Raw genomic sequence first — 23,077 nt, forward strand, 5'->3', positions numbered from 1 at the left:
GCACTCGGTCATGGAGAGTGATAACATGAACGCAGACCGCATGACCCAACGCGTCCAGGAAGCGCTGAACTCGGCGTACACCAGGGCGCTGGCGGAACACAACCCGCAGACAACCCCCGAGCATCTGCTCGCAGCCTTACTCGACCAAGACGAGGGCGTCGCTCCGGCGATCCTCGAGAAGGCTAACGTCGACGTAGCCGCGCTCCGGCGCGCCGTCGATGCCGCGATTGGTCGTCTGCCCCGGTTGTCCGGCTCCAACGCCGACAACGCCCAGGTTACGGTCGCGCCAGCGATTCCGCGTGTGTTCACGCAGGCGGAATCCGAAGCCAAGCAGCTCGGCGACGAGTACACCTCCGTCGAGCACTTGCTCCTGGCATTGGTCGATGCAAACACGGACGCTGCAAAAGTGCTCCGTGATGCCGGCGTAACGCGCGACAAGCTGCTCGTCGCTTTGCGTACGATTCGCGGCAACCAGCGTGTTACCACGCAAAACCCTGAGGGCACATATCAGACCCTCGAGCGCTACGGTCGCGATCTCACGAAGGCCGCAGCGCAGGGGAAGCTCGATCCTGTTATCGGACGCGACGATGAGATCCGTCGCGTCGTTCAAGTTCTCTCGCGCCGGACGAAAAACAATCCGGTACTGATCGGCGAGCCGGGTGTGGGCAAAACGGCGATCGTCGAGGGACTCGCACAGCGCATCATACGCGGCGACGTCCCCGAAGGGCTCAAAGACAAGAAGATCATCACGATCGATATGGGCTCGCTTATCGCCGGCGCAAAGTATCGTGGCGAATTCGAAGAGCGCCTCAAAGCAGTTCTCAAAGAAATCACGAGCGCGAACGGCCAGGTCGTTCCGTTCATCGACGAGCTGCACACGGTCGTTGGCGCCGGCAAAGCCGAGGGCTCGATGGACGCCGGCAATCTGCTCAAGCCGATGCTGGCGCGCGGCGAGCTGCACATGATCGGCGCCACGACGCTCGACGAGTACCGCAAGTACATCGAAAAGGACGCTGCGCTCGAACGGCGATTCCAGATGGTGATGGTCGATCAACCCTCGGTTGACGATACAATCTCGATCTTGCGCGGACTCAAGGAACGTTACGAAGTGCACCACGGCGTGCGCATCAAGGATTCCGCTCTGGTTGCAGCCGCGATTCTTTCGAATCGCTACATCTCCGACCGCTTCTTGCCGGATAAGGCAATCGATCTCGTCGATGAATCCGCAGCCAAGCTGCGCACCGAGATTGATTCGCTGCCGCAAGAGATCGATGAGATTTCGCGCCGCCAGATGCAGCTCGAGATCGAACGTGAGGCGCTCAAACGCGAAACGGACGACGGAAGTAAAGCGCGTCTTGGGAAGATAGAAACCGAGATCGCTGCGCTCCGCGCCGAAGGCGACGAGATGCGCGCGCATTGGAACAATGAGAAGACCCAAGTCGTCAAGCTACGCGAGCTGCGCGAACGAATCGACGTTGCCAAGCGTGAGATCGAGCAAGCCGAACGCGCCTACGATCTGAACAAGGCGGCAGAGCTTCGATATGGGACGTTGGCGTCGCTCGAGAAGCAGCTGAAGAGCGAGGAAAGCACGCTCGACGGTAAGCCGCGCCTACTCAAAGAAGAAGTCGACGAAGAAGACATCGCCGAGATCGTCAGCAAGTGGACCGGAATTCCGGTGAGCAAGCTGCTCGAGGGCGAGATTCAAAAGCTGCTCAAGCTCGATGAAGAGCTGCACAAGCGCGTCATCGGTCAAGACGAAGCGGTCACTGCCGTTGCGGAAGCGATCGTTCGTGCGCGCTCCGGTCTTTCAGATCCGAATCGCCCGATCGGCTCGTTCATCTTCCTCGGACCGACCGGGGTCGGAAAAACCGAGCTTGCACGTGCCCTAGCTGAGTATTTATTTGATGACGAACGCTCGATGGTTCGCATCGACATGTCGGAGTACGGCGAGCGTCATTCGGTCGCACGTATGATCGGTGCGCCGCCGGGTTATGTCGGTTACGACGAGGGTGGACAGTTAACCGAAGCCGTGCGGCGCAAGCCGTTCTCGGTCGTGCTCTTCGACGAGATCGAAAAAGCGCACGCGGACGTCTTCAATGTCTTCTTGCAGATTTTGGACGAAGGCCGTCTCACGGACGGGCAAGGCCGGCTGGTCGATTTCCGCAACACGATTCTGATCATGACCTCGAATATCGGAAGCCATCGCATTCTCGATTATCACGGCGGGGTCGACGATGCCGCGTATGCAGTCATGCGCGCAACCGTGCTGGATGAATTGCGTCAGCACTTTCGTCCGGAGTTTCTCAATCGCGTCGATGAGACCGTGGTGTTCCACGCGCTGACAGAAGACGAGCTCAAGACGATCGTCGACATTCAGATCGTGCGCGTGCAGAAGCGTTTGGACGACCGGCGCATCAAGCTCGAAGTCTCCGATGCGGCGAAGCGGCATCTCGTCAAAGTCGGATACGATCCGGCCTACGGTGCGCGTCCGCTCAAGCGGACGATTCAAAAAGAGCTGGAGACGCCACTCGGCCGGAAGATTCTGGCAGGCGAAATACGCGACGGGCAAAGCGTGAGCGTTGGGTTCGACGAGAATCGCGGAGACCTAACCTTTATGGTCATCCCGACGACTGTCGCGGAAATCGTTCGCGCCTAGAGCTTCGCGCTGACCTCGAGCGTTCGGTAATGCGCCAGCGCGTCGAAATCCGGTTCGAGCGATAGTCCGGGACGGTCGTCGAGAACGGCAGTTCCGTCGACGATTGTATCGAGCGGTCCGGAGAAGATCGTTCGAAGCGGATTAGGATTCGCATCGATTTCGAGCCGGCCGTCGCCACCAACCGCTGCAAGGAAATGCGCAGACGCGGCGAGTCCGATTGCTCCGCCGAGAAAGTGCGGGCAAAAGCGCTTGCCCGCGCGCCGCGCTTGGATTGCAATCGGTAGGCATGCGGAGAGGCCTCCCCACTTGCTGACATCGGGTTGAATCACCGCCGCGCTAGTGCCGCCGATGGCTTCATCAAACGCGGAACGGGAAGTTAGATTCTCGCCGAGCGCGAGTGGAGTTTCGGTACGCTGCGCAAGAGTTTCCCATTCCTGGCGTGGTGCATCGGCGCGCAGCGGCTCCTCGAGCCATTCGAGCTCGAACTCCGCGAGTGCTCGGACGGCATCCGACGCCTCAGCCAGATTCCAACCTTGATTCGCATCCGCCATCAAAGCGCACGAACTTCCGACGGTGGTCCGAATCGCGCGAAGGTTCGCTGAGTCTCGCTCGAGGCCGAAGGCTACCTTGAGCTTGAACGCGCGGTAGCCGGCGTCAAACATCTTCCGGGCCAACACCTCGGGCTTATCGGGATTGAGACCGCTTGCATAGACGCGAATTGCCGGCTCAGCACCACCGAGGAGTTTATAGAGCGGTTTGCGTTCTTTGCGCGCCTTGAGATCCCAAAGCGCGACGTCGATCCCCGAGATGCATTGCGCGATCGGTCCCGCTTCACCCGATTGAATGGCGAGCACGCGCGTGCGCGCGGTGAGCATCTCGAAGAGCGCGGCCGGATCTCCGGCGTCTGCGCCGTTCAGCAGCCCGGAAAAGACCGAATCGAGGAGACGTGCGCGATGCTCGGCGCCGACCGAGGGAAAATTGCACCAGATTTCACCCCAGCCCATAACTCCGTCGATGTCTTTGAGACGTACGACGAGCATCGGACGATCATTCATCACGCCGAACGACGTGCGAACCGGAGCTTCTATCGGCGCTCGAAGGACGAGCGCACGTAACTCACGCAGCTTCGCCATAAGCTATGTCGCGCTTTGGTGTTTGGCTGCTCCCCTGGGTAGGCTTGATCGTTCTTTGGTACGCCCTGCGAATGTCGGGAGTCGTGCGTCCCGGCCTGATTCCCGCGCCCGACGAAGTCGCAACGACGCTCATTACGCTCTTTGCCACCAAGGGCTTGTGGTTCGACGTGCTGATTTCGTCGGCACGCGTGCTGGCAGGTCTGGTCCTCGGCATCATCCTCGCGGTTCCTGTCGGCTTCTTGCTGGGTTGGTATCACCCCGTCGGCCGTCTTTTCGATCCCGTCATCAATTTCTTCCGTGCACTTCCACCGATCGCGCTGATTCCGCTTGTCATCGTTTATTTTGGAATCGGCGAGCCGGCGAAGGTAATCATCCTTTTCTATGCGGCGTTCTTCTCGGGCGTTATCGTAATGTACGAAGGGATCGCGCAGCTCAATCCGCTTTTCGTCCGAGTATCGCGCACGCTGGGCGCTCGTGACGCGGAAATATTTCGCTACGTCATCATCCCGCTTTCGATACCGCATGTGCTAACTGCACTACGTGTCGCTCTGGGTGTCACCTGGGCGACGCTCGTCGCTTCCGAGCTCGTTGCTGCTCAACGCGGGCTTGGCGCGGTGATTCAGAACGCATCCAACTACTTTCAGATCAAAGTGATCTATGCCGGCATCATTTGCATCGGCCTCGTCGCGCTCCTGATGGATGCCGCCTTGCGTGCGATCTCGCGCCGCCTTCTCGCATGGCAAGAGCGCATCGCCACATGACCGTCCGCTTGATTCTCGAGCATGTCTCGAAAACGTTCGATGAGGGTCCACGTCATGTCGCGGCCGTCGATGACGTCGATCTGCAGATCGCCGACGGGGAGTTCATCTCGATCGTGGGACCCTCGGGCTGTGGAAAGACGACGCTTCTCAACATGATAGGCGGCTTCGTGATGCCGACGACGGGCCGCGTGCTTTTGGATGGCGCACCGATCGCCGGGCCCGGCTCCGACCGGGGCTTCGTCTTTCAAGACTATGGCGTCTTCCCGTGGCTAAGCGTCCGCGACAACATCGTTTTCGGACTCAAGCTGGGCGCGAATTTTGTCGCGCCGGGCGAACGCGCTGCGATCGCAGACCGTTATCTCGACGTGATGGGCCTGCGCGATTTTCGCGACGCATATCCCAAGGCGTTGTCGGGTGGGATGAAGCAGCGCGTCGCATTGGCGCGTAGCTACGCCGTTCGACCGCAGTTTCTGCTCATGGACGAACCCTTCGGAGCGCTCGATGCGCAAACGCGGTACGCCATGCAAGATCTGCTTCTCGACCTACAAGCACGCGAAGGGAAGACGATTCTCTTCGTCACGCACTCTGTTGAGGAAGCGCTTTACCTATCGTCACGCGTAATCGCCGTGACTGCGCGTCCAACGCGCATCCGCCGCGTTCTCGAGGTCCCGTTCGCATATCCTCGAAACGACACGCTTCGGCACGCTACTGAATTTCAAGCTCTGGTTGCCGAGCTGGAATCGGTCGTGATGAGCGAGTATGCGGCGCAACAACGCCAAACCGCAACATTAGCCAAAGAGGGGAATACATGAAGAAACTTGCCCGTCGTTCGGCGCTGAGCTTGCTCGCCGCAGGCTCTGCCTCGGTGTATTTTTCGGTACCGGCCCGCGCCGCAACATCGGTTCGAGTCGGCTACTTGCACACGCTCGCCGTTGATGGCCAGATGTGGCTCGCGCAGTCGCTCGGCTCGTGGCAACGTGAAGGCATCGATCTGCAGCTCACACGCTTCGATACAGGCATCGGGTTATTTCAAGCGCTTGTCGGCGGCAGCATCGACGTGCTTTCGACCGGTGCCGTGATCTCGAACTTTCCCGCACGGGGCCAGGGCAAGGTCTTCTTGATCAATGACGTCGAGTGGGCGACGGCGCAGTTGTGGGCGCGTCCGGACAGCGGCATCAAATCGTTCGCGGACTTGAAAGGCAAGAAGATCGCGACGACCGCGGGTACCACCGCCAACGTCTTTCTCTACGAGGCGTTGCGTGCAAACGGTCTCGATATCGCAAAAGACGTGGAAGTCGTCAACCAGCCGATGCCGCAAGCCGTCACTGCCTTCATCGCAGGTGCCGTGCCGGCCGTCGCGCTGTGGGTTCCCTTTAATCTCCAAGTCGAGCAGCAGGTGCCCGGCGCGAAGATGCTGGTCGATGCGTCAAAATATTATCCGCAGGCGGCGATCGTCGACGGGTGGGCAACCCGCGACGACTATTATGGCGCGAACAAAGATTTGCTGCGCCGCTTCGTTCACGGCTGGATCGTTGCCAACGATACGCTGATCAAAGATCCGGAACGCTCGCTCGCGACGATCGGCAAGCAGTACGACGGCATACCAAGCGCGCAGCTTGAGACGATGTATAAGGCCGAGAAGGTGTTCGCGGCCAAAGACTGGGCCGCACGCTACAAAGACGGAACCGTAACGAAGTGGCTGCAGCATGTCACCGATGTCTACGTCGCGCTCGGCGCAATGCAGAATCCGACACCGGCGGCACAGTACTTCGATCCGAGTCTGTTTCTTTCAAGTACCTGATGCAGCCGCCCTACGATCATCCGGGCTACCGCAGCACGGAAAAGCGCGCGCCTAAACAGCCGCTCTTAAAATTTCCGCATACCGCATCGGAAATCACAGGTCCCGGGTTCGATGAGAAATCGATCGGCCGGCCGCTGACCGATCTCACGCAGGCGCTCGGTGGTGAAGCGCAAGGCGAACGCATCATCGTTGCGGGACGTGTGCTCGACGATCGTGGCGCGCCGCTGCGGCGGACGCTAGTCGAAGTCTGGCAAGCGAATGCGGCCGGGCGCTACCGGCACGATGCGGATCAACATGCGGCTCCGCTCGATCCGCACTTCATCGGCAAGGGCTACGCGCTCACCGACGATGCCGGCGCGTTCCGTTTCATCACGATCAAGCCGGGACCGTATCCCTGGCAGAATCATCCGAATGCATGGCGTCCTTCACACGTGCACTTTTCGGTTTTCGGCCCGGGTTTCGGCTCGCGGATCATCACGCAAATGTACTTTCCCGGCGACCCGCTCATCCCGATCGATCCGGTGCTCAACAGCATTCCGGACCTGGGCGCGCGCGAACGGCTGGTCGCACGGTTCGACCACGACGCGCTCAGTGAAGAAGGTTTTGCGCTCGGCTATCGCTTTGACATCGTGCTCAACGGGCGCGATGCGACACCCCGCGATAACTGACGTGCCCGAGTTCATTCCGACCGCGTCGCAGACTGCCGGACCGTTCTTTCGCGGTGCGCTCCATCGCCCGGATTGGGAAGATCTCACCGCGCACTTAAAAGGGAAGCCGGTCCAGATCTCGGGTCGCGTTCTCGATCGTGACGGTGCCGGCGTGTTTGACGCCATGCTCGAGCTATGGCAAGCCGATTCGAATGGACGATATGCCGACGGCGAGGTCAGCGGCTTCGGTCGCGTGTGCACCGCCGAAAACGGAGATTTTACATTCACGACCGTCGTGCCGGGCGCGGTTGACGGACAAGCGCCGCATATCAACGTGAGCGTGTTCGCGCGCGGCTTGCTCAAACGGCTGGTTACGCGCATCTATTTTGCCGATCGCGCAGGCGAAAATGCGAAGGATGCGATCCTTGCGGCCGTCCCCGAGGGGCGCCGCTCGACGATGCTCGCCAAGGCCGATGGGGACGGGCGGTATCGCTTCGATATCAAGCTGCAGGGAGAGGGCGAAACGGTGTTCTTCGAGCCCCCGACGGGTTGACAGGGGCGCAGGCAGCCTGTTAAGGTCGGAAGACCTTATGATTTCGGCCCAGTCCCTTATTCTCGTCGTCCTTATTAGCCGTCCCGTCGGGATCGGTTGAGGTTGGCGCGTGTAAGGTAGCTGGTAGCCCAAAACACACAAGCCCCTAGCCGGTCCCGGCGGGGGTTTTTGATTTTTTCTCTGGGGAGTTTTATGTCCGCCGCAGCCACGGAAAGAACCGGATCGCAACTCGTACTGGACGCTCTCGCCGACGAAGGCGTTGACGTCGTCTTCGGATATCCCGGCGGTACGATCATGCCGGTCTACGACGCGCTCTTCTCTGAGCGTCGCATGCGGCACATCCTCGTACGTCACGAACAAGGCGCGGCATTTGCAGCCGGCGGGTATGCACGCTCGTCGGGCCGCGTCGGTGTGGCGATCGCGACGTCCGGACCGGGCGCAACCAATCTCCTCACCGGGTTGCTGGACGCGAACATGGATTCCGTTCCGGTCGTCGCGATCACGGGACAAGTCCGCAGTCAGCTGATGGGCAGCGACGGATTTCAGGAAGCTGACGTCACCTCGATGGCGCAGCCGGCAACGAAGCGTGCGTTCCTCGTGCGCAACGTCGACGACATCTATCAAACGGTTCGCGACGCTTTCGCGCTTGCGCGCGGACCGCGACCGGGCGCCGTGCTCGTCGACATTCCGACTGATGTTCTCAAAACCAAGACGCGCGTGCAGCCGGTGTGGGTGCCGGTTGCAGACGCCACTCCACTACCGGCGTTTGACGAAAGAGCGATCGAGGCTGCCGCGCAACTGCTCGCATCTGCGCGCCGCCCGCTCGTCATCGCCGGTGGTGGAGTAAAATTTGGTGGCGCGACCGGTGCATTTCGCGAGCTGCTGCGTTTGCTCGGCGCACCGCACACCGCGACCATCAATGCGCTCGGCTGTGCCGAGCCCAGCGATCCGAAGTTCCTCGGGATGCTCGGCATGCACGGAACCAAACGCGCCAACCGCGCCGTCAATGCGTGCGACGTCGTGCTTTCGCTCGGTATGCGATTCGACGATCGCGTCACGGGGCGCGTTGATAAGTTTGCGCAGCAAGCCGAGATCATTCATTTCGACATCGACGGCAGCGAGTTCGGAAAAGTCGTCGATCCGACGGTCGGCGTTCGCGGCTGTCTGGGTGCAACACTGCCTGCGCTCGTAAACGCAATGCGCCGCTCGCCACCGCGCTCGTACGCGAAGTGGCTTGGCGAGCTCGAAACATTCTCGAGTCCGTTGCCGGTCGATCGCGCGGAAGACGGTCATCTTTCGGCGACGAGCGTCCTCGACATGTTCTTCGCGAAGACTCCACGCAATACGATCGTTACGACCGACGTCGGCCAACATCAAATGTGGGCGGCTCAACGCGCCAACTCGGACGGACCAACGCGCTTCGTCACGTCGGCCGGGCTCGGGGCGATGGGTTTCGGTTTGCCCTCGGCGATCGGCGCGAAGATGGCAAATCCGGATGCGACGGTCGTTGCGATCGTCGGCGACGGTGGATTTCAGATGACGATGAACGAGCTCACGACGATCAATCGCGCCGGCGCACCGATCAAGATATTGTTGATCGACAACCAGCGCCTCGGTATGGTGCGTCAGTGGCAGCATCTGTTCTACGACAAACGCTACAGCGCGACCGACCTGTCCGATAATCCGGATTTTGTGATGATTGCAAAGGCCTGCGGAGTACCGGGTCGCATCGTCGAGCGGCTGGAAGATCTCGATGGCGCGCTCGACGAGCTCTTCGCGAGCGAAGGCCCGATGCTGTTGCACGCCGCGTGCTATCCGCATGAGAACGTCTGGCCGATGATCCCGGCAGGTGCGGCACTCGACGAGCTCATCGAAGCGGAGCCCCTCAAAGCATGATGTTGTTAAGGGCCCCCTCGGGGCATGATTACATTTTCGCAATGATGATGGGTCCTGAAGCTTGGTGGCCCCATGCAATGCATGGGGGGTGCGTAGCTTGGAGCGGAGCACCGTTATGACTGTAGAGATCGAAGCCGATGATGGGCGCGTGCTTGCGCGCGTGATCAATCTCGCAGCGCGCATCGGTTGCACGGTCGAGCGTTGCGAGATGGCGCAGGATGAGGGCGGCGCGCGCATCACCGCGTCGTTTTCGGGCGATGACCAACAGCTGCGGCGCCTGAGCGGACAGCTTTCGCGGATGCTGAGCGACGAACGCGCTCAGGCGAGGTTTTGCACGGTTTAGCGCAAAGTCGGACCTTCTTGGGCGTTTAAGAAGAAGGGGTTCCGAAAGCATGAAATCCGTCTCGCGTCGTCAATTTTCCGCGGGCGCAGCGGCTGCCGCGACATTCAGCAGCATTGCGATCATCAAATCGCCGGCTGCCGCGAGGTTCAATTACAAATACGGTAACGACCAAACCGACATCTCGCCGGTCACACGCCGCGCGGAAGAGATGTGGCAGGCCGTCGAACGCGAGACGAACGGTGCTTTGCACGTCGACACGTTCCCGAACAGCGTGCTTGGCGGCGACTCACAAATGATTACGCAACTGCGCAGCGGCGCGCTGCAATTCCTTACCGAGCCCGGCGCGCTTTTGCAAGGCGTCGTACCCGAAGCCGCAATCGATGGAGTCGCGTTCGCATTCAAAGATACCGCGACGGCCTTCCGCGCGATGGACGGCAAGCTCGGTGAGTTCGTCATGGACTCAATCGCTGCCAAGGGCATGGTGTGTTTGCCCAAACCGTTCGATAACGGAATGCGGCACATTACCGCCAACAAGCCGATTCACACCGCCGCCGACGTCGACGGCTTGAAGATTCGCGTGCCTGCAAGTGCGATCTTCGTCGACATGTGGAAGACGCTGGGTGCATCGCCGACGCCGATCAACGTCAGCGAGCTGTACAGCGCGCTGCAGACGCACATCGTCGAAGCTGAAGAAAATGCACTGATCAACATCGAGCAAAGCAAACTGTACGAAGTGCAGAAGACGCTGAACTTCTCGGGGCACGCTTGGTCGTGCTGGTGGATGATCGGGAACAAAGATGCGTGGGACGCGCTCGGCAAAGATATTCAGGGCGTCGTGACGCGCAACATGGCAAAGTATGCGACGCTGCAGCGTCAGGATTTTGCCGCCTTGGACCTTTCGCTTCGGGGCAAACTCAAAACACAAGGTATGCAAGAATTTCAGTGCGACGATGCGACGTTCAAAGCAAAGCTGGGACCGTACTACGCCACATGGAAGGCGAAATTCGGTCCTACTGCTTGGGACGCGTTGGAGAAATATACCGGAACCCTCGCGTAGTCGCGCTTGTCACCCCGAGCGAAGTCGAGGGGCAGCGAGCATCGTTAGGGTAAATAACTCCAGGTGGCTTCAGGACTAGGTACACTCGGCCGGGGGTTCGGCGGCGCAAGCGATCGGTTTCGCGCGCTGCTCAACGTCGAAAACCCGCCGGTTGTCCTCGTCACCATCACGGTCATGCTCGGCATGATCATGGCGATCATCGATCTTACGATCGTCAACGTCGCGTTGCAGACGATGGCCGGAAATCTGGGAGCGACGACCGACGAAATCGCGTGGGTCGTCACCGCCTACATTTTGGCGGCCGTCGTCATCATGCCGCTCAACGGTTGGCTGACCGCGATGTTTGGGCGCCAGAAGTTTTACGCGTTCTGTGTAGCGGCGTTCACGATCTCGTCCTTTCTCTGCGGGATCGCGGGGAGTTTGTGGATGCTGATCGTCTTCCGCATTCTTCAGGGCATCGGCGGCGGCGCGTTGCAGCCGACGGCGCAATCGATTCTTTTCGAATCATACCCGCCCGAGAAGCGCGGTAACGCAATGGCGATTTTCGGTTTGGGTGCAATGGTCGGCCCTGCGATCGGTCCGGTGCTCGGCGGCTATATCGTCGACAATTGGAATTGGCCGATGATCTTTTTCATTAACGTTCCAATCGGCATCGTCGCATTCGTGATGACGTTTTTGTTCGTTCGCGATCCGCACTATATTGAAAAGCCGAAGGGCGGCATCGATTGGACGGGCCTCGTCTGCATGACGTACGGTTTGGCCGCGATCCAGTACGTACTCGAGCGTGGTCAACGCGAAGATTGGTTCAGCTCTGCGACGATTGTGATCTTGTCGGCGACGTCCATTCTCGCACTCGTGTACTTCGTCGTGCGACAGCTGCGCATCAGCAACCCCGTCGTCGATCTTTCCGTCTTTCGTTTCATCAACTTCAGCGCCGGTAACGTCATCGGCGTCGTGAGCGGCTTCGGTCTTTTCGGTTTGAACTTGGTCTTGCCACTGTTCTTTCAGAGTGTGCTCGGGTTTAGCGCCTTGCAAGCCGGACTTGCGCTGCTCCCCGGCGCGCTGGCAACGGCGATTTCCATGCCGATTGCAGGGAGACTGGTTTCGAAATTCGATCCGCGTCCGATCATCGGCGGCGGTATCCTCGTTTTCGGTCTGGCGTCCTGGTGGATGGGCGGTCTGGATCAGTACGCCGGATATTGGGATATCTTCTGGCCCCGTGCGTTTCAAGGGTTTGCACTCGGGTTTCTGTTCGTGCCGCTCACGACGCTCACGCTTTCCGGACTGCCGCGTCACGAGATTCCGAACGCCAGCGGCCTCTTCACGCTCATCCGTCAGATCGGAGGCAGCCTCGGGATCGCGATTCTTGCGACGCTCCTCGAGCGTCAAACCGACATGGCGCAGAGTGTACTCGCGTCAGGCGTGACGCTGGCTTCACCGATGGTCCGCGATTACTTGAGTAATCCGGCGACGCATCATCAGGCGCTCCAGCAGCTCAATGGGATGGTGCAATTAAACGCGACCGTGATCGCGTATGATTTCTTGTTCCGCTTCTCAGCGATTCTGTTCTTCCTCTCGCTGCCGACGCTGTTTCTCTTGCGTCCGCCTCCGAGGGGTGCCGCCAGCGCTCCCGCACCGACGGCAGCCGACTAGCTAAACTGCTTTTTGTTCGCGCTTCCGCGCGCGGAGGCGATCGGTTTCGTCGAGCATGCGCTTGCGCAAGCGAATCGATTTCGGCGTAACCTCGACGAGCTCGTCGTCTTCGATGAACTCGATCGCGCGCTCGAGGGTCAACTCATCCGGCGGCGCCAGCTTGACGTTTTCATCCGAGCCGGCTGCCCGCATGTTCGTGAGCTTCTTTGCGCGCACGACATTGATCGCGACGTCGTGTTCGTCGGTTGCGCGCCCGACGATCATGCCTTCGTAGATTGCTTCGCCTGGGCCGATGAAGAAGCGGCCGCGTTGCTCGAGCCCCATGAGCGCATAGCCGGTTGCGGTTCCGGTCTCGCTTGCGACCAGCACGCCGGTGCTGCGTCCGGGGATCTCGCCGCCGATAGGTTGATGCTCGTAGTAGGTGTGCGACATGACTGCCGTGCCGCGCGAGAGCGTGAGCAATTCGCCGCGCAACCCGAAGATTGCGCGCGTCGGCATGACGTATTCGAGCCGCCGCACATCACCCAGCACCAGCATGTTTTTCATCTCGGCGCGACGTTTGCCGAGGGCTTCGATGACAGGGCCCGCGTGTTCGTCGGCGACATCGATGACCACCCACTCGACGGGCTCCATCTGCACGCCGTGCCGCTCGCTAAGAATGACGGTTGGCTTGCTGACCGCAAGCTCGTAACCTTCGCGGCGCATCGTCTCGATCAAAATCGACAGATGCAGCTCGCCGCGTCCGCGCACTTCAAAGGTGTCGGCGGATTCGGTCTCGCTTACCCGCAATGCGACATTGCTTTCGAGCTCGCGCATCAGCCGCTCGCGAATCTGACGCGAGGTGAGATAACGGCCCTCTTTACCGACGAACGGCGAAGCGTTGACGGAGAAGAACATCGCGACGGTCGGTTCGTCGACCGCGACCGCGTCGATCGCCTCGGGGTTCTCGGCGTCGGCGAGCGTGTCGCCGATGTTGATGCCTTCGATGCCGCTGACGGCGACGATGTCGCCGGCCTCCGCAGCGGGAATCTCAATGCGTTCGAGTCCCGCAAAGGCCAGCAGCTTCGTAAGACGATGGCCGCCCTCGACGGTTCCATCCCGATCGACTTTCGCAACCGGTGCGTTCACCGACGCGGATCCGCGGAACACGCGGCCTACACCGATGCGTCCGACGTAAGGATTGTGGTCGATCGCCGAGACGAGCATTTGGAACGGGCCCTCGTCGGCGGGCGGCGTCGGGATCGCTTTGACGATCGTCTCGAAGAGCGGGGCGAGAGTGGTGCTGTCGTCCTCGAGTTTCCGACGCGCGACACCGGACTTGGCGTTGGTGTAGATCACCGGAAATTCAGCTTGCTCGTCGGTCGCACCAAGTCCGATGAACAGATCGAAGACTTCGTTGACCACTTCTTGCGCGCGCGCGTCTTTGCGATCGATCTTGTTGATGACCACGATCGCGCGCAGATCCAACTCGAGCGCTTTGCGCAGCACGAAGCGGGTCTGCGGCATGACGCCCTCGGCCGCATCGACGAGCAGCAAGACGCCTTGCACCATCTGCAAAACGCGCTCCACCTCGCCGCCAAAATCGGCATGGCCCGGCGTATCGACCAAGTTGAGCTTGACGTCGCCGAAATGGATTGCGGTATTTTTTGCGAGGATGGTGATTCCGCGCTCGCGTTCGAGCGGATTGGAATCCATCACGCGCGTCTCGACGCGTTGACCTTCCCGGAAAACACCGCTTTGTTTGAGCATTGCGTCGACAAGCGTCGTTTTGCCGTGGTCCACGTGCGCGATGATCGCGACGTTGCGTATATCGGCTCTAGTGGGCACCGGTTCTGGGACTACTTTTTCGGCTCGAAGGTTGCGCTTTCTTGGTTCTCGGGCCGCCTACGTCGCGGCCCTCGTTGGCCGCGACCAGCTCGCGCATGCGTGGGTGCGCCTCTCCCGTCTGCTCGGACCACTGCTCGAAGCTCGGGAAATCCGGCGTCCTCGCACCGCTTATGTAAAGAAAGTAATACGCGCCGAACGTCTTGCTTAGGTACTTGAAGCGCTTGCTGACGTCGCGCGTCGCCTCGACGTAGGTCTTGAACGATTCGAGCCAAGCGCGAATCGTTCCGAACTCGCGCTCGATCGCAACGAGCGCCTTCGCGTTCTCGACGGTCGCGGCCATCTTCTTGCGGCTCGCATACAGCCTGGGGTCGGCGGTTAAGCGGTCGATCGCCGCATCGTCGTACGCAGCGATTCTTGTGGGATTGAAGCCTTCGAAGGCGGCCTCGAATCCGTCCCACTTACCGTCGACGAACGCCCAGGACAAACCGGCCGAAAAAACAGCGCGCGAAATGATATTCAGATATTCTGCCGGCACATTTGGATGGAGCATCCGCGGCGACGGCATCGAGCTATCGAATCGCTAGGGCCGTCTGTGCACCGAGTTGATCGTCGGCGGTCCCGTCAGCGTACACACGAGTGGCGTCGTGTAGTCTGGGAAGTCGAGCTCAACAGGTCCGACCGCGAGTTGCGTCTTGGTGTCGATCTCACCATAGAGCGATACGATCGGGCTGGAGTTAACCGACTTGAATTCGACAACGCTGCTATACGTGTTGCCGCCCGTCGTAATCGGAGCGATCGCGCCTTCGAACGTTGTCGTGAAGTTGCCGACGCCCGGAGCCAAGTACGTGCTCATTTGTCCGACCGTCTCGTTCGTGCCGAATTCAAGACCCGGCGTCGTCAGCGTCGTCGTGGTGGGACCGAACACCCACTGATAGACGGACGTGTTGCCGAGGCCGTCATTGGCTTCATCGGCAGTTAGCGTGTAGGTGGCCGGCGGCCCCGGATCGGTCACGGTCAACGTATCTGCAAGCGTTTGTACGCCCTGCAAAATCGGACCGGTCGTAACGTTCTTCGCCGCGGTGACTGAAGCGTTGCACGCGTAATTCCACACATCGTTATTTGCCAGCGGCTGATATGACGTCGGCGTCGGGGACGGTGTCGGAGTCGGACCGCCCGGAGTCGCCGTTGGAATCGCCGTGCATCCCGCACAGGTCGGAACCGGGCTCGGCGTCGCCGCCGCAATCGTCGAATTGTTGTGGCAGCCGGTCATGACCGCGCCGGCAATTGCGGCTGCGACGAATAGTGCTGGTAAAACGGTCCGATTGAGCGTCATTCAAACCGCAGGTTATGGCATGCCATAGTGCCCACCTGCAAAGCGAGCGAGCCTAAAAGCGCTCTTCGATTACATGACGATGAGAAACGAAAAGAGGGCAGACGTTTCCGTCTGCCCTCGGTGTTTGGACTCCGCGAGGTTTAGAAGGGGTGTGATCGATGTGTCATCTTGAGGAATTTCGCCATCGACACAGCTCCCCCGCGCGCCGCACGTGCGGCGGCACTAAATGAAGTGTGGCGTCTCAGTGATGTTGCGGATTCCTGATAACCGTTGTAGAGCACGATCGCCGTCTCCGCTTGCGACGTTATCTGCGTTGCAGTTGTCGCTCCCGGAGCGACGACGAACGTGGCATTCGCACCGGTTGCCGGCGTGACTGGGAAACTCGAGACGAAGAGCGTTCCATCCGGGTCCGCGACTAGGGCGACGGGATTCGAGACGCTGATTCGCCGCAAGACGGAAGTTCCGCCTGGAGCGAACACTTCGATTTCATTCAACGTGTCTGAGAGCGGGTTGTAGCTGTTGTTCGAGTCATAGCCGGCGTTATCGACGGCTACGTAGATGTTTCCGACTGCGTCGATATCGACGCCGTCCGCGCCACATCCATTCGTGCTGTCGAGCGCAACGAACTTTTCCGGTCCGTTTGGCGGATAGATGTAGAGACCGCAAAGTGGGTCAGGCTGGATTAGATTGTACTCGGTGACGTACATCGTTCCGTCGGGACCGACTGTCATGTAGTTCGGACTGAAGCCAATCTGATTGCCGATAGGGACGACCGTCTCGGAGACAGTTCGTGTAGGTGTTGAGCTGCCGGGCGCATACACGAGATACGACGCCACACCAAGTGTGTTCTGCGAGAGATAGATCGTACCGTCGTGCTGAACGTCAAACGTGAAGTTTCCGGACTGATCGGCCGCAAGCGTGTAGGCTGGCGTTCCACCGGTCGAACCGGATTTCCAAACGTCGAGCGCTATGCCGAAGCCGCCGTTACCTTGATCCGTCCCGTTCAGGGCATTCGTGTAATAAACACCGGCCATCTCACCCGCGCCGCTCGTCGAGAGGAAGCAGGTCGCTACGCCACAGCCGTTTGGAGAGACATTCGGATTGGTCGGGGCGCTCTCGGTAAAGGTGGCGCTTGCCGTCGTAGAGCCCGCAGGGAACTTCTGAATTACCGACGGCGGGATCGTTGTACTTGGTCCCGGAGAAGGCGGTACATAGTTGTTGTACATGTTGCCGCTGTCATCCAAACCCACGTCGGACGAATTGATGTTGATCGTTTGCTGCAGCGTTCCGCCTGTGGTGTAGACGAGAATGCCGGCCGTACCTTGCGAGAGGTAAGCCACCGTTTGGTTCGTCGATGGAGGTGGCGTTGAGGATCCACTCACCGAGAACACACAGAAGCCGTATGCTTCGCCTTGCTGCAACGTGAATGAACCCACTGTCCCGCTGAACGTGAGGCTCGCGCCGTCACTCGTCGTCACGGGACCGGATATCGTCTGCCATGCCGGCGACGCTTGCGTGCTGTCATAGAAGGCGAGGTAGTAGTTGGTTCCCGTCGAGAGCGTGCCGGTCGGGAACGATTGCGTAAAACTCACCGTGCCCGCGACCGTGATCGACGCGCTGGGGCTGATGACGTCGTAGTAAATCGGGTTGTTCTGACCGGAGACCATGGGTCGCACCTTGCCCATCGTCTGCACGGTGCCGCCGCCGGATTTTGTGGCGAAGCCGAGGGCCGGAACGCCCGTCGGATTCGAGTTGCCTTCCTTAATTGAAACGGTTGTGTTGGCGGCGGCTGTGACGAGCGCCGCTGCGAAGCTTTGAGAGTACCCCGCCGGTGCGGGGACTGAAGTGGCAACGGGCTGCTGAGCCAGCGCCGTCGCTGCTAGCGGCGCGCTCGTTTCCAGCGAAACCGATGCCGGCGTAACCTTTAGTGTGCTCGTGGTCCCGCCGCCACATGCGGCCAGAACTCCGAGTCCGAGGGCAACGCCAAAAAGCGATGCGATAAAACGATGCGTCCGCATGAACTCTCCTGAAAGCAAGTATCTAGGCGCCTATTGCGCCTAGTAAATTTCGGACCCTTGCTGATTATTGTCTGAGTTCAGTCAAGCCGCTCAAGAGCAGAGCAGTCCAAGAATACGGGCGCAAGGAAACCTTCCCAGCAAAATAAGCTCCCGAAATTGTTGCGTTCGATCACTCCTCGACCCGCAGGCGCGTGTGCCTCAGGGGAAACAAGCGGCCTACCGCCGCAAAATAGGTGTTCGGAGGACGGCCGTTTGCCCCAAGACCGGATTCTGAGGGTCGGTGGTCAGGAAGCTGACAACCGTACCCTGGAAGCTTTGCTCAAAGCTGCTGGGATGGCTGACGTAAAATTCGTTACGCCGGGCGAAGCTTTGTCGCTGATCACCGGGCATCACTGCGACATTATGGTCCTCGACTTGATGCAGTCGAGCGGCGAGGTCCTCAAACTGCTTCGCGCAGCATCTCCGACCGACGACACGGCCAACCGCGTTCCCGTCGTCGTCACTGCACCGTCCACAGCGACCGATCGTATTCAATCGTGCTTGCAGTACGGCGCCGAAGATTTCATTCTCACGCCTGTCGATCCGAAGACGCCGCTCATGGTGACGCGGCGCATCGCGCTTGCATTACAACGCCGGCGTATGGCTGATTTCAAAGTCAGCATCCACTCATCGGCTCAACAAGTCGATGAGACGGCTGTGCTCAAACTCGCGGATGATGCGTTCTTGCGATTCGTCCCGCGCGAGTTTCTCGATAACCTCGATAAGAAATCGCTCTCGGAAGTTAGGCTCGGCGATCATGTCCAGCGTGAGATGACCGTGTTCTTTTCGGATATCCGTGATTTCACATCGCTCTCCGAGCAGCTCACGCCGCAAGAGAACTTCAAATTTCTCAACTCGTATCTCCGAAACGTCAATCCGATCATTCGCTTGCACAAGGGCTTCATCGACAAGTACATCGGCGATGCGATCATGGCGCTTTTCCCGAACGATCCGGACGACGCGCTTCAAGCCGGCGTCGATTTACAAAAGGCAGTCTTCAAATACAATCAAGGCCGTCGTATGGCCGGATACGTTCCGATTCAAATCGGAATCGGCATCCACCGCGGCGAGTTGATTCTCGGCACGATCGGTGAAGACGAGCGGATGCAAACGACGGTCATTGCTGACGCCGTCAACGTCGCTTCGCGCCTCGAGGGACTCACGAAAACGTACCGCGTTGGCCTGCTCGTTAGCGGCGCGGTCGTCGAATGCTTGCAGCCGACGCATCCGTTTAAGCTGCGCCATCTCGGCGGCGTGAAGGCCAAGGGCAAAACGCAGAGCGTCGAGATCTATGAGTGCTACAACAACGATCCGGCCGAGCTTATCGAGCACAAAGACAAAACGCAAGATGCCTTTGACGGCGCGATGGCCGAATTCCGCAAAGGCACCTTTCTTACCGCGGGCCGGATCTTCGGACGTATTGCAGAGCTCCATCCCGACGATGCGCCGGCTGCATTCTTCCGCGACCGTTGCTCGCTTACGGTCGTGCACGAACGTGGTCCGGGCGCTTGGGACGGCGCCGAGAAAATCGAAGTTAAGTAAACAGCGCCGCGACGCCGACGCAGGTCACGACCGCACCGCTCAAAACCTCGCCGTAGCGCTCGAATTTCCCGAGCGAAAGCCGCTCGAATCCGCCCAGTGCGGCAGTCGAGAGGACGACGTACGTCCCGATCGTCGAGATCGAGAAGACGACCGCCATTGCGCCTAAGAGCGGCGCTCCCTGCGATGACGCCGCAAAGAATGCGGGCAAACCTTCAATCATCGGCGACGAGCCGAGAATAAGCAGAAGTGCAGCGCGGCCGGTGACGCTATGCGCATGTTCGTGTAGCACGATCCCACCGCCATTTGTAGCGTGCCAGGTGAGGTCATCGTGGTGGTGCCGGTGCACGTGTTCCGTTCCATCGGGGTGACGATGGGCGTGCGCGTGCGCATGCTGCCGGTCATCGCTTGCACTCGTGACCTCGTGCCACCCGGCGTAAGCGATCCAAAGACCGAACGCGATGAGCGCGATCGCTGAAATGCGATTGACGAGGTAGGCGTAGTGTGCGGCCGCGATCGTCCCGATCGCCCACGCAGCAAATCCGAGCAAGAGCGTGGAGGTGACGTGGCCGAAGCCCGCCAGAGCCGCGGCACGAGCCGTCCGCCCGCGCGACCAGCCTTGACCGCGCGCGAGCACGGCGATCGGTGCCCAGTGATCCGGGACCATCGTGTGCAGCACGCCGACCGCCGCTACGGTCGCTATCAACAAGGTAGCGGACGTCATTCCGGTAGACTTCCCCAGAGTGGCAAACGATCAACGCGAGTATTGGAACAACGAAGGCGGCGCACGCTGGACGAAATTCGCGGCGAGCACGACGACCCTTTTCATTCCGCTGACCGACGCGCTGTTGAACTCTGCCGACGCTGAGCCGGGCGAGCACGTCCTCGACATCGGGTGCGGAACCGCACGCACGACGGTCGAGCTTGCCAAGCGCGTACGCCCAGGCCCGGTGGTCGGCCTCGATATCTCGGGCGTGATCCTGGATGCAGCGCGAGAGAACGTGGCGCGCTCCGGCGTGGGCAACGTCGAGTTGATCTTAGCCGATGCAGCGACGCACCCGTTTGCCGAACCCTTCGATCTCGTGTTTTCACAATTCGGCGTGATGTTTTTCGAAGATCCCGTCGCGGCGTTTGCGAATTTGCGTCGCGCGCTCAAACCGCACGGCCGCCTTGCGTTCGCATGTTGGCGTACGCTGGAAGAGAATCCATGGTTCGCGGTCCCCTTAGCGGAAGCCAAGCGCTTCGCGCCGCCACCGCAACCAACGCCGCCTGATGCGCCCGGACCGCTTGCGTTCGCCGATGCAAAGCGCGTCGAGCGTATTCTCACGGACGCCGGCTTTTCAGATATCGTGATGGCGCCACACGACGAACACCTGTTGATCGGCAATCTCGATCAGTTGGCTGATGCGAAGTTCATGTTGTCACGCATCGGTCCGGCCGGCCGGCTACTTGATGCGGTTGACGAAAATGTCCGACGAGCGGCGGAAGACGCGATCGGCATCGCACTGCAAAAGCGCGCGTCGGATTCGGGGATGCATCTCGGTTCAGCAATTTGGCTCGTGAAAGCGCGAAACGGTAACGGCTAGCGCTTGTATGTCCGGTGGGTTCCATCGCGCCGAGCGGGTTCCACGAGAGAACACTGTTCAGATCCAGCGCGACGTAGTAAAGATTGCCGTGTTGGTTCCGTAGCTGGCCGTGCCGTGCGTTGAAGTATTGCTCGATCCAGCACCTGACGTACCGGAATTTGATCCAGAAGAAGGCGCTGAGCCTCCGCCGCCGCAACCGCGCCGGCTATAAATCGCTGCTGCACACGCTACACTGAGTCCCCGCTCACAGGATTGCAAAAAGGGCGGTTATAACGGGTTGCGTTACTGGCGCATGGGAGCGTACGGGTCTGGTGGCTCGCACGGTCTTCAAAACCGTTGAGGCCGTCGCAAGGCGGCTGGTAGGTTCGATTCCTACACGTTCCCGCCAAAGAGCTTTCTTTTTGGTCTGTTCGAGCGCCCACACCGCGCGGAAAAGCGCGTAAGATCGACGTTTAATGGACCGTGGCGGGAGCGTGAAAGTCTCTCAAGGTTCATAGTGCGACATCAGAGACTCTACGAAACCACGAGTCGTAGAGTCTGGTTCTGGCGCTTAATGGCAGGATAGTGGCAGCCTCGGGCCGCGGGTCAATGGCGAGTCTGAACGTTCACACCCGCACGTCAGTTGGTCAGCGCGTCGCGCAGCGGCCCGAGGTGCGCCGCAAATCGCCGGCTCCGTCCAACTGCACTGCGATAGAGCGGCCGGCGCACTTGAACTTTGCTCGCTGTAAACACCGAGCCACGCACCTCGTGAAAAGCAAGCGTACGCGCATCCCAGGGCAGGCCGCAAAACGCGACGAGACGCCGGGCTTCGGCTTCGAAATCATTGATCAGGGACTCGTAGTCGACCTCGATGAAGCGATCTGCGGGGAGGAGCGCTCGCCAGTTTGCCATCAGCCCTTCGTACGCTCGATAATAGCGCGCGAGCTCGCCGAGATCGTAAGCGTACGGGAGCGCTTGACCTGCGAAGAGCGTTGCGAAACAGGATAGACACGTATCGAGACGATCGCGCTTGACGTGAATCATTCGCGCATTCGGGAGCGCGAGATGGATCAGTGGGGCGAGAGAAAAGTTATGCGGTTGCTTGTCGGTCAAGCGTGGGGCATTCCCCGCGATCACGTCAGTGGCGCTCAGGTAGCGGTCGCCGATTGCGCGAATTTGGCGGCGTATCATGCTCACCGGTATCTCGCCAAATCCGGCGTCCGTCGCCGGCCATAGCTCGCTTCGTCGTTCGTGCAATGCGATCTCGAGAACCGGAAGTTCGCCCGCCGCGATGACGGTCGGATGGGCGCTAAGAAGCTGTTCAACCAGCGTCGTTCCTGATCGTGGCATGCCAAACACGAAGATGGGCCGCGGCGAAGGATTGCCGCATTCACGCAGCGTGCTGCAAGATAATAGCTGGGTGAAAACCTCTTTGAGTGCCGCCAGCAGCTGATGGGTAGCCGTTTCGTCGTAACGGATCGCGTCGCGCTTGAGGAGATTCCCGGCGCGCAGTTGTTCGAATGCGTCATCGTAACGTGCCACGGCTTCGTAGGCGCTGGCTAATGCGAAGTGAAGTTCGACTCGCTCTGTTCGTGGGAGCGTGTCGATTTCGTCGCGGAGTCGCTCCATGTCTGCGAGCTTCTGTTGGTCAATCGAGCCGGAGCGGCTGAATACGAGGTACCAATGGAAGCGGACGTTGCGCGGTTCAAGCGCGAGCGCGCGCTCGAAGCATTCGATCGCGGCATCGATGTCGCCGGTATCGAGCAGCACTTTGCCGAGGCTGCACGCGGCGTCGGCGAACTCGGGATTCAGCGCGAGTGCGCTACGGAATGCGCCTGCTGCTTCGTTACTACGGCCAAGCCGGTCCAAGACTGTGCCGAGCCCGTTGTGCGCTCGCTCATTCTTCGGCGCCAACCGAATCGATTCTTCGAAAGCAACCTGCGCGCTCGCGTATCGTTGCTGCGCCAAGAGCGCGTTGCCGAGTTGAGTGTGAATCTCCGCGTTTGCGGGCTCGGCGACAGCGGCTCGCTTGTGCAGCGCGATTGCTTCGCCGTCCCGCAGGCGCGCCAAGATTAGGCCGACGTTGCTGAGTGCTGCCGTGCGCGTGTCTCCGGAAGCCAAAGCCTTCGCCACGACGACTACGTCGCGATCAATTCGTCAGCGCACGCCGGGTGCAAGCAACCGGACGTCGTGGCGCTATCCTGGTCGAGCTGGTTTTGCTGACGCCGGGCATCCTTGGCCGTCCCTTTTGAACCG

19 protein-coding genes and 1 tRNA gene are annotated in these 23,077 nt (G+C 60.1%); 13 read left to right on the forward strand and 7 right to left on the reverse strand.

Translation table 11 applies throughout. The features are described from left to right. The first annotated feature begins 25 nt into the window (after positions 1–25). Positions 26–2,656 carry an ATP-dependent chaperone ClpB gene (gene clpB / locus VGG22_10445; GenBank protein ID HEY1728783.1) on the forward strand — a complete coding sequence of 877 codons (2,631 nt, stop codon included), beginning with the start codon at positions 26–28 and terminating at the stop codon, positions 2,654–2,656. On the opposite strand, the gene VGG22_10450 is transcribed toward clpB, so the two are convergent. Further along, the gene (locus VGG22_10450; GenBank protein HEY1728784.1) at positions 2,653–3,789 is read right to left on the reverse strand and encodes a mandelate racemase/muconate lactonizing enzyme family protein; all 1,137 of its coding nucleotides are present in this window, start codon (positions 3,787–3,789) and stop codon (positions 2,653–2,655) included. The genes clpB and VGG22_10450 overlap by 4 nt on opposite strands. Positions 3,790–3,833: 44 nt before the next feature. Between VGG22_10450 and VGG22_10455 the strand changes: the two genes are divergently transcribed. From VGG22_10455 to VGG22_10495, 9 genes are all read left to right on the forward strand, one after another. Then, positions 3,834–4,550, forward strand: a complete 717-nt coding sequence (locus tag VGG22_10455; protein ID HEY1728785.1) for an ABC transporter permease — start codon at positions 3,834–3,836, stop codon at positions 4,548–4,550. Then, positions 4,547–5,362, forward strand: a complete 816-nt coding sequence (locus VGG22_10460; protein ID HEY1728786.1) for an ABC transporter ATP-binding protein — start codon at positions 4,547–4,549, stop codon at positions 5,360–5,362. Before VGG22_10455 ends, VGG22_10460 begins: the two co-directional genes overlap by 4 nt. Continuing rightward, positions 5,359–6,351: an ABC transporter substrate-binding protein gene (locus VGG22_10465; GenBank protein HEY1728787.1), complete on the forward strand. Its 993-nt coding sequence runs from the start codon at positions 5,359–5,361 to the stop codon at positions 6,349–6,351. The genes VGG22_10460 and VGG22_10465 overlap by 4 nt, the downstream gene beginning before the upstream one ends. Next, complete coding sequence (pcaH, locus tag VGG22_10470) at positions 6,351–7,019, forward strand: protocatechuate 3,4-dioxygenase subunit beta (GenBank protein ID HEY1728788.1); 669 nt, start codon at positions 6,351–6,353, stop codon at positions 7,017–7,019. The genes VGG22_10465 and pcaH overlap by 1 nt, the downstream gene beginning before the upstream one ends. A 1-nt stretch (position 7,020) precedes the next feature. Continuing rightward, positions 7,021–7,551: a protocatechuate 3,4-dioxygenase subunit alpha gene (gene pcaG / locus VGG22_10475; protein HEY1728789.1), complete on the forward strand. Its 531-nt coding sequence runs from the start codon at positions 7,021–7,023 to the stop codon at positions 7,549–7,551. Between the two features lie 192 nt (positions 7,552–7,743). Next, positions 7,744–9,447: a biosynthetic-type acetolactate synthase large subunit gene (gene ilvB / locus VGG22_10480; GenBank protein ID HEY1728790.1), complete on the forward strand. Its 1,704-nt coding sequence runs from the start codon at positions 7,744–7,746 to the stop codon at positions 9,445–9,447. A gap of 115 nt (positions 9,448–9,562) precedes the next feature. Then, entirely contained in the window at positions 9,563–9,790 is a 228-nt protein-coding gene (locus tag VGG22_10485; GenBank protein HEY1728791.1) for a hypothetical protein, read from the forward strand. Between the two features lie 49 nt (positions 9,791–9,839). Next, positions 9,840–10,847 carry a TRAP transporter substrate-binding protein gene (locus VGG22_10490; protein ID HEY1728792.1) on the forward strand — a complete coding sequence of 336 codons (1,008 nt, stop codon included), beginning with the start codon at positions 9,840–9,842 and terminating at the stop codon, positions 10,845–10,847. A gap of 63 nt (positions 10,848–10,910) precedes the next feature. Next, positions 10,911–12,500 carry a DHA2 family efflux MFS transporter permease subunit gene (locus VGG22_10495; protein ID HEY1728793.1) on the forward strand — a complete coding sequence of 530 codons (1,590 nt, stop codon included), beginning with the start codon at positions 10,911–10,913 and terminating at the stop codon, positions 12,498–12,500. Here the strand turns inward: VGG22_10495 and typA are convergent, their stop codons facing one another. From typA to VGG22_10515, 4 genes are all read right to left on the reverse strand, one after another. Continuing rightward, on the reverse strand, positions 12,501–14,327 hold the full coding sequence (gene typA / locus VGG22_10500) for a translational GTPase TypA (protein ID HEY1728794.1): 1,827 nt from the start codon (positions 14,325–14,327) through the stop codon (positions 12,501–12,503). Then, a complete protein-coding gene (locus tag VGG22_10505; GenBank protein ID HEY1728795.1) occupies positions 14,317–14,892 on the reverse strand; it encodes a DNA-3-methyladenine glycosylase I in 576 nt (191 codons plus the stop codon). Before VGG22_10505 ends, typA begins: the two co-directional genes overlap by 11 nt. 15 nt (positions 14,893–14,907) lie before the next feature. Further along, entirely contained in the window at positions 14,908–15,660 is a 753-nt protein-coding gene (locus VGG22_10510) for a hypothetical protein (GenBank protein HEY1728796.1), read from the reverse strand. Positions 15,661–15,800: 140 nt separating this feature from the next. Then, the gene (locus tag VGG22_10515) at positions 15,801–17,678 is read right to left on the reverse strand and encodes a hypothetical protein (protein HEY1728797.1); all 1,878 of its coding nucleotides are present in this window, start codon (positions 17,676–17,678) and stop codon (positions 15,801–15,803) included. Positions 17,679–18,011: 333 nt separating this feature from the next. Between VGG22_10515 and VGG22_10520 the strand changes: the two genes are divergently transcribed. Continuing rightward, entirely contained in the window at positions 18,012–19,259 is a 1,248-nt protein-coding gene (locus VGG22_10520; protein HEY1728798.1) for an adenylate/guanylate cyclase domain-containing protein, read from the forward strand. On the opposite strand, the gene VGG22_10525 is transcribed toward VGG22_10520, so the two are convergent. After that, complete coding sequence (locus tag VGG22_10525; GenBank protein HEY1728799.1) at positions 19,252–19,980, reverse strand: hypothetical protein; 729 nt, start codon at positions 19,978–19,980, stop codon at positions 19,252–19,254. The genes VGG22_10520 and VGG22_10525 overlap by 8 nt on opposite strands. 19 nt (positions 19,981–19,999) lie before the next feature. Here VGG22_10525 and VGG22_10530 point away from each other — a divergent pair, with 19 nt between their 5' ends. Together VGG22_10530 and VGG22_10535 are read left to right on the forward strand one after the other, a co-directional pair. Continuing rightward, entirely contained in the window at positions 20,000–20,842 is an 843-nt protein-coding gene (locus tag VGG22_10530; GenBank protein HEY1728800.1) for a class I SAM-dependent methyltransferase, read from the forward strand. 294 nt (positions 20,843–21,136) lie between these two features. Then, positions 21,137–21,230: transfer RNA gene (locus VGG22_10535), tRNA-Sec, on the forward strand. A gap of 230 nt (positions 21,231–21,460) precedes the next feature. Here VGG22_10535 and VGG22_10540 read toward each other — a convergent pair. Beyond that, on the reverse strand, positions 21,461–22,942 hold the full coding sequence (locus tag VGG22_10540; GenBank protein ID HEY1728801.1) for a sulfotransferase: 1,482 nt from the start codon (positions 22,940–22,942) through the stop codon (positions 21,461–21,463). Positions 22,943–23,077 lie beyond the last annotated feature (135 nt).

The organism is Candidatus Baltobacteraceae bacterium, assembly GCA_036489885.1.
In the GTDB taxonomy this organism is placed as follows: Bacteria; Vulcanimicrobiota; Vulcanimicrobiia; order Vulcanimicrobiales; family Vulcanimicrobiaceae; genus JAFAMS01.